Raw genomic sequence first — 15,063 nt, 5'->3', positions numbered from 1 at the left:
GAAAGGTTGCCCTAGACTGGCATCGATCGACCTTCATGACCCCGAAAGGTGAACCGTGCGCGCCAAACGCCGACTCCGCTGGGCCGTCATCCCGATGGGGATTGCCTCCGCCATCGCGCTTGCAGGCTGCACACCGACCGAGCTGAACGGCTACCTCCCCGGCTTCCAGGAGGACGGCTCCCAGGCCACGAACCACACCGCGATGGTGTCCGGGCTGTGGGTCAACTCCTGGATCGTGCTCCTCGCCGTCGGCGTGATCACGTGGGCGCTCATGGGGTTCGCGGCCATCGCGTACCGCCGCCGGAAGGGCCAGTCGGGCCTGCCCGTGCAGATGCGGTACAACATGCCGATCGAGATCTTCTACACGGTCGTCCCGCTCATCCTGGTGCTCGGCTTCTTCGCCTTCACGGCGCGTGACCAGGCGATCCTCGAGACCCAGTACGACGACCCGGATGTCTGCATCACGGCGATCGGCAAGCAGTGGTCCTGGGACTTCCAGTACACCGAGAGCGACTGCGACGACGCCGAGGACGCGGTCTGGACGATGGGCGTCCAGGCGCAGACCGACGCCCAGGGCAACGTCACGAGCGAGCTGCCGACCCTCGTCCTCCCGGTGGACAAGGAAGTCAAGATCAAGCTCCAGTCGCGCGACGTCATCCACTCGTTCTGGATCATCGACTTCCTGTACAAGAAGGACATGTACATCGGGCGGGACAACTACTGGTCCTTCACGCCGACCCGCGAGGGCGAGTACGAGGGCAAGTGCGCCGAGCTGTGCGGCCAGTACCACTCGATGATGCTGTTCAACGTCGACGTCGTCTCCGACGCCGAATACCAGGATTACCTGCAGTCGCTGCGCGACGCGGGTCAGACCGGTGACATCGACGACGCCTTCGACCGGCTGCAGAACCTGCCCGGCACCGGCGAGTCCGAGGAGGAGAACTGATGGCCACCACGGTTCCGCTGCAGAGCGACACCCAGAGCCGTCCGACGACTCTGCCCCCGCGTCAGGCCGCACTGCTCAGCGCGTCGCGCGTCGACCAGAAGGGCAACCTGATCGTCAAGTGGGTCACCTCGACCGACCACAAGACGATCGGGTACATGTACCTCATCGCATCCGTGCTGTTCTTCCTGCTCGGCGGCGTGATGGCCCTCATCATCCGCGCGGAGCTCTTCGAGCCGGGCATGCAGATCGTCCCGACGAAGGAGCAGTACAACCAGCTGTTCACGATGCACGGCACGATCATGCTGCTGATGTTCGCGACGCCGCTGTTCGCCGGCTTCGCCAACGCCATCCTGCCGCTGCAGATCGGCGCCCCGGACGTCGCGTTCCCGCGTCTGAACGCGTTCGCGTTCTGGCTGTTCCTCTTCGGCTCGCTCATCGCCGTCGCCGGCTTCCTCACCCCGCAGGGCGCGGCGTCGTTCGGCTGGTTCGCGTATCAGCCGCTCGCCAACGCGACGTTCTCCCCAGGGGCCGGTGGAAACCTCTGGATGCTGGGTCTCGGCATGAGCGGTTTCGGCACGATCCTCGGTGCCGTGAACTTCATCACGACGATCATCACGATGCGCGCGCCCGGCATGACCATGTGGCGCCTGCCGATCTTCTCCTGGAACACGCTCATCACGAGCATCCTGATCCTGATGGCCTTCCCGGTGCTCGCCGCCGCGATCCTCGCCGCCGCCGCAGACCGCGTGCTCGGCGCACACATCTACGACCCCGCCAACGGCGGCGTCCTGCTGTGGCAGCACCTGTTCTGGTTCTTCGGCCACCCCGAGGTGTACATCATCGCCCTGCCGTTCTTCGGCATCGTGTCGGAGATCTTCCCGGTGTTCAGCCGGAAGCCGATCTTCGGGTACAAGACCCTCATCTACGCGACCATCGCGATCGCCGCGCTGTCGGTCTCGGTCTGGGCGCACCACATGTACGTCACCGGCGCCGTCCTGCTGCCGTTCTTCGCGCTCATGACGATGCTGATCGCCGTGCCGACGGGCGTGAAGATCTTCAACTGGATCGGCACGCTCTGGCGAGGCTCCGTCACGTTCGAGACGCCCATGGTGTTCGCGCTCGGCTTCCTCGTGTCCTTCGTCTTCGGCGGCCTCACCGGCGTCATCCTCGCCTCGCCGCCGCTGGACTTCCACCTGTCCGACTCGTACTTCGTCGTCGCGCACTTCCACTACGTCGTCTTCGGCACGGTCGTGTTCGCGATGTTCGCCGGGTTCTACTTCTGGTGGCCGAAGTGGACGGGCCGCATGCTCAACGAGCGGCTGGGCTATGTGCACTTCTGGATGCTGTTCATCGGCTTCCACATGACCTTCCTCATCCAGCACTGGCTGGGCGTGGACGGCATGGTCCGCCGCTACGCCGACTACTCGGCGGCCGACGGCTGGACGTGGGGGAACCAGGTGTCCACCGTGGGCGCGATGCTCCTCGGCGCCTCGATGATCCCGTTCCTGTTCAACGTGTGGCTGACCGCTCGCAAGGCGCCCCGGATCACGGTCAACGACCCGTGGGGCTACGGCGGATCGCTCGAGTGGGCGACCTCCTGCCCGCCGCCGCGGCACAACTTCACGTCGATCCCGCGTATCCGCAGCGAGCGCCCCGCGTTCGACCTGAACCACCCCGAGGCCGGTATCCCGGTCGGCGTGGGTCCCGCCAAGGATGCCCCGGATGCGCCGGTCGTCGATCTCGCCGAGGGAGAGGTCAAGTAAGTGAAGACCAACGTCAACCTCTGGTGGCTGCTCACCGGGTTCTTCCTGCTCATGGCGGTCGTGTACACCGGGTGGAACATCCTCGCCCACGCCGACCTCCCGTGGCCGAACGCCATCGAGTGGGTCGGCACGGTCGCCCTGCTGTTCACGGCGTTCATGTCGATCCTCATCGCGTTCTACGTCAACCGCGTGCACCGCGCGCAGGGCGGTGAGCTGCCCGAGGACGTCCTCACGGCCGACATCGACGACGGCGACCCGGAGATGGGCGAGTTCAGCCCCTGGTCGTGGTGGCCCATCGTGCTCGCCTCCTCCGCCGCGTTCGGCATGATCGGCCTCGCGGTCGGGACGTGGCTGATGCCGATCAGCATCGCGATCTTCGCGGTCGCGATCGTCGGCTGGGTGTTCGAGTACTACCGCGGATACTTCGCACGCTGAGATCGATGTCCTACCGCCTTCGGGCCGGTGTCTCCTCTGACGTCGGGTCCTACCGCGACGTCAACCAGGACGCGGCGTTCACCGCGCCCTGGGCCGTCGGTGTGGCCGACGGCGTCGGCGGCGGACCTGCCGGCGACCTCGCCTCGGCGGCGCTCGTGCACCGCCTCGTCGCGGGCGGACCGCGGTGTGCGGATGCCGAGGAGCTCGCCGGCCGCATCCGCGGCGCGAACTGGGACCTCGGTGCCCACGTGCGCCGCGACCCGGCGCTCGCGGGCATGGCCACCACCTACACGGGCCTGTGGCTCGCGCAGAGCGGTGCGCTCCTGCTCGCGCACACCGGCGACTCCCGGGCCTACCTGCTGCGGGACGGGGCACTCTCGCGTCAGACGCGGGACGACTCGTTCGTCCAGGCGCTCATCGACCAGGGGCTCGTCCGCGCCGAGGACGCCTGGTCGCATCCGCGCCGCAACATCATCACCGCGTCGCTGAGCGGTGACGAGCGGGACGTCATCCGCGTGGAGACCCGCGACGCGGTCGTCGGCGACCGCTGGCTGCTCTGCAGCGACGGGATCACGGACTACGTGCCCGAGCCGGACGTGGCCGAGATCCTCGCGATCACACCCGACCCGGGGGAGGCGGCTGCCCTCGTCGTGGCGCTCGCGCTCGATGCGGCCTCGCGCGACAACGTGACGGCGGTGGTGTGCGACATCGTGGACGGCGTGCCCGACCTCGCCGCCGTGCCGAGACTGGTTGGCGCCGCCGCGGCCCGGTTCGGCGAGGTCGTCGAAGAGGGCCTCGCGACCGCCTGAGAGCCGTTCAGGCGGCTTCGGCGGCGCTCCGTCGCGTCTCGGCGACGTCGGGGCGCACGACCATCACGAGCGGGTCGAAGGTGCGCGGCCTCGCGCCCGCCGCGTTCTCGGTCGGCTGCCCCTCGCGCACCCAGTACTCGTAGCCGCCGATCATCTCGCGGACCCGGTAGCCGAGCTGGGCGAACTCCCGCGCCCCCTTCGCGCCGGCGTTGCATCCGGGGCTCCAGCAGTACACGACGATCTCCGTCGAGGGGTCGAGCTCGACGGGAGCGCGGTCGGCGATCTCGCGATACGGCATGTGGATCGCGCCGCTGATCCGTCCCTGGTCCCAGGCCTCCTGCCCCCGCACGTCGATCAGCAGGAAGGGCTCACCGGCCTTCTGCGCTGCGTAGACGTCGGACGCGTCCGTTTCGAAACGGAGCTTGGCGGAGAAGTAGTCGAGCGCATCGGTCATGGCTCTCACGCTAGGGGAAGACGAAAGCGGCGAGGACGACCGTGACGGTCAGTCCTCGCCGCTTTCCTGCCGTTGCGGTCAGTCGCCCTTCTTGGGCTTCTTGGGGCTCGTCTCGTCGACCACGATGATGTTCGACGGACGGTTCGCCGTCTCGGTGTTGTGGCCGTCGTCGATGGGGTGCAGCGGCGCGTCGGGGACACCCGCGCGCTCGTGCGCACCCTGCAGCTCGAGGGCTTCCTCTTCGGCGATGTGGTCGAGCGAGTGGTGCTGGTGGGCCAGGGCTGCGTCGACATCCCCCTGCGAGAGCGGGGTGAGACGGTCCTCGAAGAACCAGCGCGACAGGCTCGCCCGCACGTTCTCGTGCCACGGGATGCGGCCCTTGTCGTTGGAGCGCACGACGAGGGGAGCCATCGTCTCGTGCTCGACCAGCTTGATCCGCTCGTACTCGTCGACGGGCTGGTGCACCTCGATGTACTCGCCGCCGGGCAGGCGGACGATGCGACCCGACTCGTAGCCGTGCAGCGCGATCTCGCGGTCCTTCTTCTGCAGCGCGAGGCACATGCGCTTGGCGACGAAGTAGGCGATGACGGGGCCGATGATCAGCAGCGCCTGCAGTGTGTGGATGACGCCTTCCATCGTGAGGTGGAAGTGCGTGGCGATGATGTCCGAGGACGCCGCCGCCCACAGGACCGCGTAGAAGGTGACGCCGGCCGCGCCGATGGCGGTGCGGGTCGCGGCGTTGCGCGGGCGCTGCGCGATGTGGTGCTCACGCTTGTCGCCGGTGATCCACGCCTCCAGGAAGGGGTAGATCAGGACGGCGACGATGAACAGGCCGATGACCGCGAGCGGCACGAGGATGCCGAAGGACCACGTGCGGTCGAGGAACACGATGTCCCAGTTCGACGGCGCGAGGCGCAGGCCGCCGTCGGCGAAGCCGATGTACCAGTCGGGCTGCGTTCCGGCCGAGACGGGCGACGGGTCGTACGGGCCGTAGTTCCAGATCGGGTTGATCGTGAACAGCGAGGCGATCAGCACGATGACGCCGAACGTGATGAACAGGAACCCGCCCATCTTGGTCATGTAGACCGGCATCATCGGGTAGCCCACGACGTTGCTGTTCGTGCGGGCGGGGCCGGCGAACTGCGTGTGCTTGTTGATGATCATCAGCATGAGGTGCACGACCAGGAGCGCGACGAGGATCGCCGGAAGCAGGAGGATGTGCAGCGTGTAGAGGCGGCCGACGATGAGCGACCCGGGGAACTCGCCGCCGAAGAGCAGGAACGAGGTCCAGGTGCCGATCAGCGGGATGCCCTTGACCATGCCGTCGATGATGCGGAGGCCGTTGCCCGAGAGCAGGTCGTCGGGGAGCGAGTAGCCGGTGAAGCCTTCTGCCATCGCGAGGATGAACATGATGAAGCCGATCACCCAGTTCAGCTCGCGCGGCTTGCGGAACGCCCCCGTGAAGAAGATGCGCAGCATGTGCACGCCGATGCCGGCGACGAAGACGAGGGCGGCCCAGTGGTGGATCTGGCGGACGAGGAGACCGCCGCGGATGTCGAACGAGATCCGCAGCGTCGATTCCAGCGCCGCGGACATCTCGACGCCGCGAAGCGGGATGTACGCGCCGTTGTAGTGCGTCTCGGTCATGGACGCCTGGAAGAAGAACGTCAGGAACGTGCCGGAGACCAGGACGACGACGAACGCCCACATGGCGATCTCACCCAGCATGAAGGACCAGTGGTCGGGGAAGATCTTGCGGCCCAGCTCCTTGACGAAGCCGGAGATGCTCGTGCGCTCGTCGATGTAGTTCGCCGCACCCGCGACGAACCGACCGCCGAGGGGCTTCTCGTTCTGGGTCTTGTCAGTTCCCGTCTCAGTGACAGTCGAGGTGCTCAATGGCGCTCCCAGAAGCTCGGGCCGACGGGTTCGGTGAAGTCGCTCTTCGCCACGAGGTAGCCCTCGGCGTCGACGGTGATCGGCAGCTGCGGCAGCGGGCGGGCCGCCGGGCCGAAGATGACGGCTGCGCTGCGCGACACGTCGAACTGCGACTGGTGGCACGGGCACAGCAGGTGGTGCGTCTGCTGCTCGTACAGGGCGACGGGGCAGCCGACGTGCGTGCACACCTTGGAGTACGCGACGATGCCGTCGTAGGCCCAGTCGAGGTTGTTGTGCTCGGCGGGCAGGTCCTCCGGGAGCAGACGCATGAGGAGGACGATGGCCTTGGCCTTCTCCTCGAGGTAGCCCTCGCTGTGGCCGAGCTCGGCGAGCGACTCGGGGATGACGTGCACGGCGGAGCCGAGCGTGACGTCGGCGGCGCGGATGGGCTCGCCGCTCGGGTCGTGCGCGAGACGCTCGCCCTCCTTCCACATCGTCTGCTTCAGCAGCGCGACGGGGTCGCCGAGCTCCGGGTTCGCGTCGGTGCTGTGCGGCGCGAGGCCGCGGAAGAGGGTGATGCCGGGGAGGATCGAGGCGGCGAGGGCCGCGATGAGCGACCCGCGGATTGCGGTGCGCCGGCCGAAGCCGGACTCCTCGTTCGCGTCGCGGAACGCCTGCACGGCGCCCTCACGGGTCGTGTCGCGCCCGCGCGTCGCGTGCCGGGCCTCGATGAACTCCTTGTCGGACATGACGGCCTTGGTCCAGTGGATGGCGCCGAGTCCGAGGGCGAGCAGGGCGAGGCCGATGCCCAGACCGATGAAGAGGTTGTTGTTGCGGATGTCGACGATCCGACCGCTCTCGATCGGGAAGAGCATGTAGGCGGCGATAGCCCAGATGCTGCCCGCGAGGGAGAGGTAGAACAGCGTGTAGACCGTGCGGACGGCGCGGGCCATCGCCGCGGGGTCCTTGTCCGTCATCCGCGCCCGGTGCGGCGGGAGTCCGGGGTTCTGCACAGGGTCGGGAACCGCGACAGCGAGCCCGGGGGAGGGCTTCCACGAAGCCCTCTCGTGCTCGAGTGCGTCTTCCTCGTGTGCCATGGTGCTCCTCGTCGTTCCGTACAGTCAGTGATCGATCAGTTGGACTTCGCCGTGATCCACACGGTGACGCCGATGAGTGTGCCGATGCCGAAGATCCAGATGAACAGACCCTCGGAGACCGGGCCGAGCGAGCCGAGCGAGAAGCCGCCCGCGGACTCGTTCTCCTGCAGGAAGAGCAGCGCCGAGATGATGTCGCGCTTCTCCTCCGTGGTGAGGTTCAGGTCGTTGAAGACCGGCATGTTCTGCGGACCGGTGACCATGGCCGCGTACATGTGCAGCGGGCTGGTCTCCGTCAGGGCCGGGGCGTACTTGCCCTCGGTGAGCGCGCCGCCCGCCGCGGCCACGTTGTGGCACATGGCGCAGTTGATGCGGAAGAGCTCGGCGCCGTTGGCGACGTCACCTTCGCCGTCGAGGACCTCGTCGTCGGGGTATGTCGGACCGGGGGCCACGGACTGCACCCAGGCGGCCATCGCCTCGATCTGGTCCTGCGTGAACTGCACGGGCTTCTGCGGAGCCTGCGGCCCCTGCATCTGCAGCGGCATGCGGCCGGTGGCGACCTGGAACTCGACCGCGAGCTCGCCGACGCCGTACAGCGACGGGCCGTCGTTCGTGCCCTCGAGGTTCAGGCCGTGGCACGTGGCGCAGTTGGCCTGGAACAGCTTCTTGCCATCCTCGACGGTGAGCTGCGTCGCCGCGGTGGGCGTCTCGGTCGCAGCCATGGCTGCCGACGCGCCGGCGTAGACGCCGCCGGTGACCAGCAGGCCGATCCCGATGAGGGCGGCCGTGGCCCACTTGCTGCGGCGTCCGGACGAGCGACGCGGGGTCTTCGATGCCATGGGAAGTTTCAGCTCCGCTCTGTCACTTGACGAAGTAGATGACGAAGAAAAGGACGATCCAGACGACGTCGACGAAGTGCCAGTAGTAGGACACCACGATCGAGGTGGTCATCTCCTTGCGCCCGAAGTTCTTGACCGCGAAGGCGCGGCCGATGACCAGGAGCATGGCGATGAGGCCGCCGGTGACGTGCAGGGCGTGGAAGCCCGTCGTGAGGTAGAAGGCCGACGCGTACGAATCCGCGCTGATCGGCATGCCTTCGGCGACGAGGGTCGCGTACTCCCACACCTGGCCGGAGACGAAGACGGCGCCCATGACGAAGCTGAGGAAGAACCACTCGACCATGCCCCACTGGCGGAACTGCCAGAACGAGCCCTTGCGGTAGGGCTGGAAGCGCTCAGCCGCGAACACGCCGGCCTGCGCCGTGAAGGAGGAGAGCACGAGGATGACGGTGTTCACCGCGGCGAACGGGATGTTCAGCAGCTCGGTGCGGTCCGCCCACAGCTCCGGGGAGGCGTTGCGGAGGGTGAAGTAGATCGCGAAGAGGCCGGCGAAGAACATGACTTCGCTGCCGAGCCACACGATGGTTCCGACCGCGACCGGGTCCGGCCGCTTGACGGACCGCAAGGCCTGGGGATACGTCGCTGAAGAGGTCGTCACGCACCCCATTATGGCCGATTTCGGCGCCAGGTTTTCGCATCCCTGAAGGTGGATTCGACTTTGTTGGAGGTTAGGCCCACCTAAGAAGCTGCCGAGAGTGCGCCGGAAGAGTGCCGATAGGATCGATCTCCATGGCGGAGCTCTACTCATGGCCCGAGATTCTCACCACGATCCTCGACCGACGCGATCTCAGCGTGTCCGAATCGACCTGGGCGATGCGGAAGGTGATGGCCGGCGAGGCCACCCCCTCCCAGCTCGCCGGATTCCTGATCGCGCTGCGTGCGAAGGGGGAGACCGTCGACGAGATCGTGGGCTTCCGCGACGCCATCCTGGAGGCCGCGCTGCCGCTTCCGGTGCCTGCCGAGGTCCTCGACATCGTGGGGACGGGCGGTGACCGGTTCGGCACCGTGAACATCTCGACGATGTCCGCGATCGTCGCCGCGGCCAGCGGCATCCCCGTCGTCAAGCACGGGAACAAGGCAGCCAGTTCGGCATCCGGATCGTCCGATGTGCTGGGTGCCCTCGGGATCGACCTGGCGCTCAGCCCCGAGCGCGTCGCGGAGGTTCTCGGCGAGGTCGGCATCACGTTCGCCTTCGCGTCGGCCTTCCACCCGGGCTTCCGCCACGCCGGGCCGACCCGTGCGGAGCTCGGCGTTCCCACCGTCTTCAACTTCCTCGGACCCCTCTGCAACCCCGCACGTGCCGAGGCGAACGCCGTCGGCGTCGCGAGCCTCGACCGCGTGCCCCTCATCACGGGGGTCTTCCGCACACGCGGTGCCACGGCCCTCGTCTTCCGCGGGGACGACGGCCTGGACGAGCTCACGACCACGGGGCACAGCCGCGTGTGGGAGATCAGTCGCGGCGACGTCCACGAGCACGACCTCGACCCGCGCGACATCGGCATCCCGCTCGCCGACATCGACGACCTGCTGGGCGGCGACGCCGCCCACAACGCCGGCGTCGTCCACCGCGTGCTGCAGGGGGAGGCCGGGCCCGTGCGCGACATCGTGCTGCTGAACGCCGCGGCGGGCATCGTGTCCTACCGGCTGTTCCAGGATGCCGCGCAGGTGCAGCGCCCCATCGTCGAGCGCCTCGCCGAGGCGCGCGATGCGGCGGCGGAGACCATCGACTCGGGTGCGGCCGCCGCGAAGCTGGACGCCTGGGTGGAGGCGACCGCGCGCTCCACAGCCTGACATCCGGGCGCGACCGGCCCCGAGGACGGAGCGCTCACGAGGAGTAACGCACGCCATCCGGCTGTCGACCAGGGGATTAAGCACGGCGCCCGACCCTGTTGACCGTCGCGCGCCAGGCGCTACCGTGATCGCAACACCCGGTCTCCCGAGAGGAACCCCATGTCAGAAGCAGCGGTCGGCACCGCCGACACGATCGAGTCGCCCGAGAAGAAGGCCGGCCTCGTCAAGGTCGTCGGCATCCTCGGCATCCTCGGTGGCCTCGCCCTCATCATCGTCGGCATCGTCGTCTGGGTGATGGTCTCCAGCCAGCTCCGCGCCGAGAACATCGTCGTCCCCGACGACGCGATGGCCTTCCAGGGCCAGACGGTCGCCGGCCCCTTCACGGCATTCGTGCAGGCCGACATCATCCAGCACCACGCGCTCGAGGCATCCGGCGGCAAGACGTACGCCGAGCTCGACCGCGAAGACCCGGTGCGCGCGACCATGATGAACGCGTCGTTCCTCCGCGCGTCGCTGTTCACGTCCGTCGTGTCGTTCGGCGTGGCCGCCTTCGCCATGGGCATCGGCGTCTTGTCGATCCTCTTCGGCTGGGCGATCCATCGCCTCGCGTCGATCCCCGTCGTCGTCCGTCGATCGACGGTCGCGACGGCCTGAGCCGGCAGGGCCCGCGCGAGCGGGCCCTCTCCGCCTGTGCACCCGGTCGATGCGCTGAACGAGATCGCCACGCTCCTGGAGCGTGAGCGGTCTTCGCGCTACAAGTCGAAGGCGTTCCGCGCCGCGTCCGACGCGATCGCGGGTCTCGGCGACGCCGACCTGAGGGATTCGGCGGCGCTGCGGCGTCGCAAGGGCATCGGCGACTCGACGTTCGCGGTGATCCAGCAGGCGCTCGCCGGCGGGGTCCCGGATTATCTCGCGGAACTCCGCGCACGCAACGAACCGACCGAGACGTCCCGCCTGCGGGCGCTGCTGCGCGGCGACCTGCACAGCCACTCGGAGTGGTCGGACGGGTTGACGCCCATCGACCTCATGGTCGACGCGGCCCGCGCCCTCGGCCACGAGTACCTCGCCCTCACGGACCACTCGCCTCGGCTCACCGTGGCGCGGGGACTGTCCCCGGAGCGTCTCCGCGCGCAGCTCGAGGTGGTCGCGGGCTTCCGGGGCGACGGCTTCACGCTCCTCACGGGCATCGAGGTCGACATCCTGGACGACGGCGCCCTCGATCAGGAGGAGGGCCTTCTCGACGAGCTGGACGTCGTCGTCGCCTCCGCGCACTCGAAGCTGCGGATGGAGCACCACCCGATGACGAGGCGCCTCGTCGCGGCCGTGTCCGACCCGCGGGTCGATGTCCTCGGGCACGTCACGGGGCGACTGATCCGGGGATCGCGGGGCGAGCGTCCGCCGTCGACCTTCGACCCGCAGGCCGTGTTCGCCGCATGCGCGGCGCACGGGGTCGCGGTCGAGATCAACTCGCGTCCGGAACGCGAGGACCCGCCGGACGAGCTGATCGCGATCGCTCTCGCCGAGGGGTGCCTGTTCTCCATCGACTCCGACGCGCATGCGCCCGGACAGCTGTCCCTGATCGACTACGGGGCTGCGCGGGCGGAGGCGGCCGGCGTTCCGGCCGAGCGCATCGTCACGACGTGGTCGCTCGAGCGTCTGCGGGAGTGGACCGCGCGCGATTGACGCGGCGTCAGGAGCGTCAGGCGCGTCAGGCGCGTGCGGCGAGGGCGGTCTGCGCGCGCGTCGCCGAGGAACCCAGCGCCCACTTCGCGGCGAGCGCCGCGACCGTCGCGTCGTCGGGGTCCGCGATGCGCCCGTCGACGTCGCCGAGGTCGAGGTCGCGCACGACCTGCACGACGGCGGGCGCGACGGCGAGATAGTCGTCGGCGGCGAGGATCTTCGCGCGGATGCCGGCCGTCAGCCCCGTTCCGGCGTGAGCCGCGGCGATGATGCCGGCGAGGTCGCCGTGGGCCGCGAGGAGGCTCGCGCCGGTCTTCTCGCCGATGCCCGGGACTCCGGGAAGGCCGTCGGAGGGGTCGCCTCGCAGCGCGGCGAAGTCCGCATACTGCGCAGGCAGGATGCCGTACTTCGCGACGACGGTCGCGTCGGTGAGCACTTCGAGGTTGCTCATCCCGCGCCCGGTGTAGATGACCCGGACGTCCGTCTCGTCGTCGACGAGCTGGAAGAGGTCGCGGTCGCCGGTGACCACATCGACGGCGAGGGACGATTGCGTCGCGAGGCTGCCGATGATGTCGTCGGCCTCGTGGTCGGCCCGTCCGATGATCGGGATGCCGAACGTCGACAGCGCTTCACGGATCACCGGGATCTGGATCTCCAGTGGGTCGGGGACGACCTCGATGTCGGGTGCCCCCTCCACCACCACGGCGACGCGGTGCGTCTTGTAGCTGGGGATGAGGTCGACGCGCCACTGCGGCCGCCAGTCGTCGTCCCAGCACGCGATGAGGTGGGTCGGCTCGTAGGTGGTGACGAGCTTCGCGATCATGTCGAGCAGGCCGCGCGCCGCGTTGACGGGGCGGCCGTCGGGCGCCTTGACGGTGTCGGGGACGCCGTAGAACGCGCGGAAGTAGAGGCTCGCGGTGTCGAGCAGCATGAGGCGGTCGGTCACGGCCTCATCCTGACACGCGAGGACGACACCCCGTCAGCACCCGGGGCCGCCGGGGTCTTCGATGCAGGTGCGGTCGACGAGCGCCGTGCGCACTTCGAGGACATCGACCGTGTAGCCACCGGTCGACAGCTCCAGGACGCCGGGGACGGGCGCCCATCCGTTGCCGAAGTCGACGGCTGCGGCGTAGCGGACGGCGGCGCGCGCCGTGAACGTGCCGCGGGACCCGTAGGCGTGACTGGTCGCCGTCGCGCTGAGCTGCGCCTGCCCGAGCTCCTCCCACGTCTGCCCGCCGGTCGACGCTTCGCGCGCGCTGCCGTCGCCGTGCACGAAGAGATACGAGGCCGGCGTGAACCGGACGCGGACCGGCAGGTCGAAGAGCTCGCCGGTGACCGTGTGTGCGTGGGCGTCGACGACGAAGTTCGCCGGCATCCCCACGATCGCGACGCCCGCCGGCTGGCCCGTGAGCGGCGGGGCATCCGGCGCGAACGACGCGAGGTCGCTGAGCGTCACGTCACGGATGAGCTCGACCTCGTAGTTGCCCCGGCACAGGCCGGTGCACTCCGGGACAGTGCCGCCGCCGCCGTCTCCGCCAGAAGGAGGTTCGGTGACGCCCTGATCGCCCCCGCCGCCGCCTCCGCGGCCCGGCGTGTCGTGCGATGCCCCGATCTCGACGGAGGTGCCGGTGTTGGTGACATCGCAGTTGGTCCAGGTGGAGGACCCCACACAGCCTCCTGCAGCGTATGCGGGAGCCGTAGCAGCGAACGCGAGCAGGAGGGTCAGCAACGCGGAGGGAACTATTCGCATCGCTCGTCCTCTACGGCTCTACTCTGCTCGATCAGCAGGCCCGTCGGTGAATGACCGCCAGCGGTGAACCGGACGTCTAGTGCGTATCGGTCTCGTCGCTCCGGCGCCACTTGAGAGACGCCCTCTGCGTCCCTAACTTCCACTTCCGTTACATCAAGACAGACCACCGCAGTGGGCGAGTTTCGCGTGCCGCCGACGAAGAGGCCGCCCACCAGCGTGTTCCCCGAGACGGTCCAATCGTTCGCGTGCATCGAAGTGAGGGAGGTCTTCTCGGTATTCAATGCTTCGCCAGTTGTCAGCGCGTACACGGGCTCGAAAGTCTCTGGATCCGAGAGATCGACCTGGTTGAGCGCGTCCACGTATGCGCGGTACGTCTCCTCGGCGGCGGCGAACGCCTCCTCCTCGGACGCGAAACCCGTCGGCGACGGAGTCGGCTCCGGCTCAGGCATGCACCCGGTCGTCAGCGCAAGCGCGAGGACCGCGATGGCCCACACGCCCGCCATTCGGCGACTTCGGACGAACATGTGCCCACGTTAGCCACCTCCGCTGACGCGTTCGAGGGTTCTCCACAGCCGCGGTTGCGCCATGCACGAACCGGCCGATGGGGAGGACACGCTGCGGATGTCGACGGGAAGTCGGCGCACGGCGCACTCGTCGCCCGGGCGGACACCGCCCCCTCAGCGTTCATCCGCGCCGAAATGCGGGTGCGGCGCCTCGGGACCCGCACCTTGGCACGGGTCAACGGCGGGCCGATGATTCATCCGCGCCGAAATGCGGGTGCGGCGCCTCGCCACCCGCACTTCGGCGCGGGTCAAGGGCGAACGACCAACGGCGCCGATGCATCACCCGTCGCCTCGACTACCGTCGGTGGGGGAGGTGCGCCATGTCGTTCGGAGCAGCTGCGTCACGCCGAGGCCGCCGGCCACGGGCGGCGTCGACATGCCCCTGCGGGCGCGCCGCCTTCGGCGACTGCTGCGGACCCGTCCTCGCCGGCACCCCCGCCGCGACGGCGGAGGCGCTCATGCGGTCGCGCTACACGGCGTTCGCGCTCGGCGACGTCGACCACCTCGCGGCGACGTGGCATCCGTCCACCCGGCCCACGGATCTCAGCCTCGACGACGCGACGCGCTGGGAGAGCCTCGAGATCCGTCGTACGGAGGCCGGGCAGGCGACGGACACGCGCGGCCTCGTCGAGTTCCGCGCCCACTGGGTCGGCCCCGACGGCGCCCGCGGCATCCTGCAGGAGACGAGCCGGTTCGTCTTCGAGCGCGAGCGCTGGTGGTATCTCGACGGCGAGGTCGACGAGTCCGAGGTCGTCGAGCGCTAGACCGACGCGTCCTCGCGCACGAAGCGCGGCCCCCGGTAGTCGTCGCGGCTCACATGCTCGTTCCACATGGCGAGCGGCCGCACCCACAGCGCCGGGTCTCCGACGAGCGGGCGGTAGAGGACCATGGTCTCCTCGGTCTCGCTGTGCCGCGCCAGGGCGATGACCTCGTAACGGGCGCCTTTGAAATGGCGGTACACGCCCGGCTGCAGTTCATCCACGGTGTCAGCGTAATGAGCGCGC

Annotated in this window: 17 protein-coding genes; 8 read left to right on the top strand and 9 right to left on the bottom strand. The window is 68.8% G+C overall.

Annotated elements, in window-relative coordinates; genetic code table 11:
• The first annotated feature begins 55 nt into the window (after nucleotides 1–55).
• From coxB to QZL85_RS11990, 4 genes are read left to right on the top strand one after another with little or no spacing between them, the layout of a single operon-like run.
• Nucleotides 56–946: a cytochrome c oxidase subunit II gene (coxB, locus tag QZL85_RS12005; protein WP_295576992.1), complete on the top strand. Its 891-nt coding sequence runs from the start codon at nucleotides 56–58 to the stop codon at nucleotides 944–946.
• Nucleotides 946–2,709, top strand: a complete 1,764-nt coding sequence (gene ctaD / locus QZL85_RS12000) for a cytochrome c oxidase subunit I (RefSeq protein WP_295576990.1) — start codon at nucleotides 946–948, stop codon at nucleotides 2,707–2,709. Before coxB ends, ctaD begins: the two co-directional genes overlap by 1 nt.
• A complete protein-coding gene (locus tag QZL85_RS11995) occupies nucleotides 2,710–3,144 on the top strand; it encodes a cytochrome c oxidase subunit 4 (protein ID WP_295576988.1) in 435 nt (144 codons plus the stop codon).
• A gap of 5 nt (nucleotides 3,145–3,149) precedes the next feature.
• Entirely contained in the window at nucleotides 3,150–3,953 is an 804-nt protein-coding gene (locus QZL85_RS11990; RefSeq protein WP_295576985.1) for a PP2C family serine/threonine-protein phosphatase, read from the top strand.
• Between the two features lie 7 nt (nucleotides 3,954–3,960).
• On the opposite strand, the gene QZL85_RS11985 is transcribed toward QZL85_RS11990, so the two are convergent.
• The 5 genes from QZL85_RS11985 to QZL85_RS11965 all read right to left on the bottom strand — a co-directional run bounded on the left by QZL85_RS11985 (nucleotide 3,961) and on the right by QZL85_RS11965 (nucleotide 8,882).
• Nucleotides 3,961–4,407, bottom strand: coding sequence for a rhodanese-like domain-containing protein (locus tag QZL85_RS11985; RefSeq protein WP_295576983.1), 447 nt, complete (start codon nucleotides 4,405–4,407; stop codon nucleotides 3,961–3,963).
• 78 nt (nucleotides 4,408–4,485) lie between these two features.
• Nucleotides 4,486–6,303, bottom strand: a complete 1,818-nt coding sequence (locus QZL85_RS11980; protein ID WP_295576982.1) for a ubiquinol-cytochrome c reductase cytochrome b subunit — start codon at nucleotides 6,301–6,303, stop codon at nucleotides 4,486–4,488.
• Nucleotides 6,300–7,379: a ubiquinol-cytochrome c reductase iron-sulfur subunit gene (locus tag QZL85_RS11975; RefSeq protein ID WP_295576980.1), complete on the bottom strand. Its 1,080-nt coding sequence runs from the start codon at nucleotides 7,377–7,379 to the stop codon at nucleotides 6,300–6,302. The genes QZL85_RS11980 and QZL85_RS11975 overlap by 4 nt, the downstream gene beginning before the upstream one ends.
• Before the next feature lie 35 nt (nucleotides 7,380–7,414).
• Complete coding sequence (locus tag QZL85_RS11970) at nucleotides 7,415–8,215, bottom strand: c-type cytochrome (RefSeq protein ID WP_295576979.1); 801 nt, start codon at nucleotides 8,213–8,215, stop codon at nucleotides 7,415–7,417.
• A gap of 22 nt (nucleotides 8,216–8,237) precedes the next feature.
• Nucleotides 8,238–8,882: a heme-copper oxidase subunit III gene (locus tag QZL85_RS11965; protein WP_295576977.1), complete on the bottom strand. Its 645-nt coding sequence runs from the start codon at nucleotides 8,880–8,882 to the stop codon at nucleotides 8,238–8,240.
• 122 nt (nucleotides 8,883–9,004) lie between these two features.
• On the opposite strand from QZL85_RS11965, the gene trpD reads away from it, so the two are divergent.
• The 3 genes from trpD to QZL85_RS11950 all read left to right on the top strand — a co-directional run bounded on the left by trpD (nucleotide 9,005) and on the right by QZL85_RS11950 (nucleotide 11,749).
• The gene (gene trpD / locus QZL85_RS11960; RefSeq protein ID WP_295576974.1) at nucleotides 9,005–10,066 is read left to right on the top strand and encodes an anthranilate phosphoribosyltransferase; all 1,062 of its coding nucleotides are present in this window, start codon (nucleotides 9,005–9,007) and stop codon (nucleotides 10,064–10,066) included.
• A 159-nt stretch (nucleotides 10,067–10,225) separates the two neighbouring features.
• Nucleotides 10,226–10,720 (top strand): aromatic ring-opening dioxygenase LigA, encoded by a 495-nt coding sequence (locus QZL85_RS11955; RefSeq protein WP_295576972.1) that lies wholly within the window; start codon nucleotides 10,226–10,228, stop codon nucleotides 10,718–10,720.
• A gap of 36 nt (nucleotides 10,721–10,756) precedes the next feature.
• Nucleotides 10,757–11,749, top strand: coding sequence for a PHP domain-containing protein (locus QZL85_RS11950; RefSeq protein WP_295576971.1), 993 nt, complete (start codon nucleotides 10,757–10,759; stop codon nucleotides 11,747–11,749).
• Nucleotides 11,750–11,774: 25 nt separating this feature from the next.
• On the opposite strand, the gene QZL85_RS11945 is transcribed toward QZL85_RS11950, so the two are convergent.
• From QZL85_RS11945 to QZL85_RS11935, 3 genes are all read right to left on the bottom strand, one after another.
• Entirely contained in the window at nucleotides 11,775–12,692 is a 918-nt protein-coding gene (locus QZL85_RS11945; RefSeq protein WP_295576969.1) for a 5'-3' exonuclease, read from the bottom strand.
• 33 nt (nucleotides 12,693–12,725) lie between these two features.
• A complete protein-coding gene (locus tag QZL85_RS11940; RefSeq protein WP_295576967.1) occupies nucleotides 12,726–13,415 on the bottom strand; it encodes a hypothetical protein in 690 nt (229 codons plus the stop codon).
• A 71-nt stretch (nucleotides 13,416–13,486) separates the two neighbouring features.
• A complete protein-coding gene (locus tag QZL85_RS11935) occupies nucleotides 13,487–14,020 on the bottom strand; it encodes a hypothetical protein (protein ID WP_295576966.1) in 534 nt (177 codons plus the stop codon).
• A 77-nt stretch (nucleotides 14,021–14,097) separates the two neighbouring features.
• Here QZL85_RS11935 and QZL85_RS15195 point away from each other — a divergent pair, with 77 nt between their 5' ends.
• The gene (locus QZL85_RS15195; protein ID WP_366208653.1) at nucleotides 14,098–14,823 is read left to right on the top strand and encodes a YchJ family metal-binding protein; all 726 of its coding nucleotides are present in this window, start codon (nucleotides 14,098–14,100) and stop codon (nucleotides 14,821–14,823) included.
• Here QZL85_RS15195 and QZL85_RS11925 read toward each other — a convergent pair.
• Complete coding sequence (locus tag QZL85_RS11925) at nucleotides 14,820–15,041, bottom strand: DUF1653 domain-containing protein (protein ID WP_295576961.1); 222 nt, start codon at nucleotides 15,039–15,041, stop codon at nucleotides 14,820–14,822. The two genes, QZL85_RS15195 and QZL85_RS11925, sit on opposite strands and share 4 nt — an antisense overlap.
• Nucleotides 15,042–15,063: the final 22 nt, after the last annotated feature.

Origin of the sequence: uncultured Microbacterium sp. (genome assembly GCF_900078385.1) — a bacterium.
In the GTDB taxonomy this organism is placed as follows: Bacteria; Actinomycetota; Actinomycetes; order Actinomycetales; family Microbacteriaceae; genus Microbacterium.
This window is presented reverse-complemented; position numbering and strand designations above follow the sequence as displayed.

What these genes read in the sequence shown, in the direction of transcription:
- ctaD (WP_295576990.1), top strand. Translation starts at nt 946, where the DNA reads ATGGCCACCACGGTTCCGCTGCAGAGCGACACCCAGAGCCGTCCGACG.
- QZL85_RS11990 (WP_295576985.1), top strand. Translation starts at nt 3,150, where the DNA reads ATGTCCTACCGCCTTCGGGCCGGTGTCTCCTCTGACGTCGGGTCCTAC.
- QZL85_RS11985 (WP_295576983.1), bottom strand. Translation starts at nt 4,407, where the DNA reads ATGACCGATGCGCTCGACTACTTCTCCGCCAAGCTCCGTTTCGAAACG.
- QZL85_RS11975 (WP_295576980.1), bottom strand. Translation starts at nt 7,379, where the DNA reads ATGGCACACGAGGAAGACGCACTCGAGCACGAGAGGGCTTCGTGGAAG.
- QZL85_RS11970 (WP_295576979.1), bottom strand. Translation starts at nt 8,215, where the DNA reads ATGGCATCGAAGACCCCGCGTCGCTCGTCCGGACGCCGCAGCAAGTGG.
- QZL85_RS11965 (WP_295576977.1), bottom strand. Translation starts at nt 8,882, where the DNA reads ATGGGGTGCGTGACGACCTCTTCAGCGACGTATCCCCAGGCCTTGCGG.
- trpD (WP_295576974.1), top strand. Translation starts at nt 9,005, where the DNA reads ATGGCGGAGCTCTACTCATGGCCCGAGATTCTCACCACGATCCTCGAC.
- QZL85_RS11955 (WP_295576972.1), top strand. Translation starts at nt 10,226, where the DNA reads ATGTCAGAAGCAGCGGTCGGCACCGCCGACACGATCGAGTCGCCCGAG.
- QZL85_RS11935 (WP_295576966.1), bottom strand. Translation starts at nt 14,020, where the DNA reads ATGTTCGTCCGAAGTCGCCGAATGGCGGGCGTGTGGGCCATCGCGGTC.
- QZL85_RS15195 (WP_366208653.1), top strand. Translation starts at nt 14,098, where the DNA reads ATGGGGAGGACACGCTGCGGATGTCGACGGGAAGTCGGCGCACGGCGC.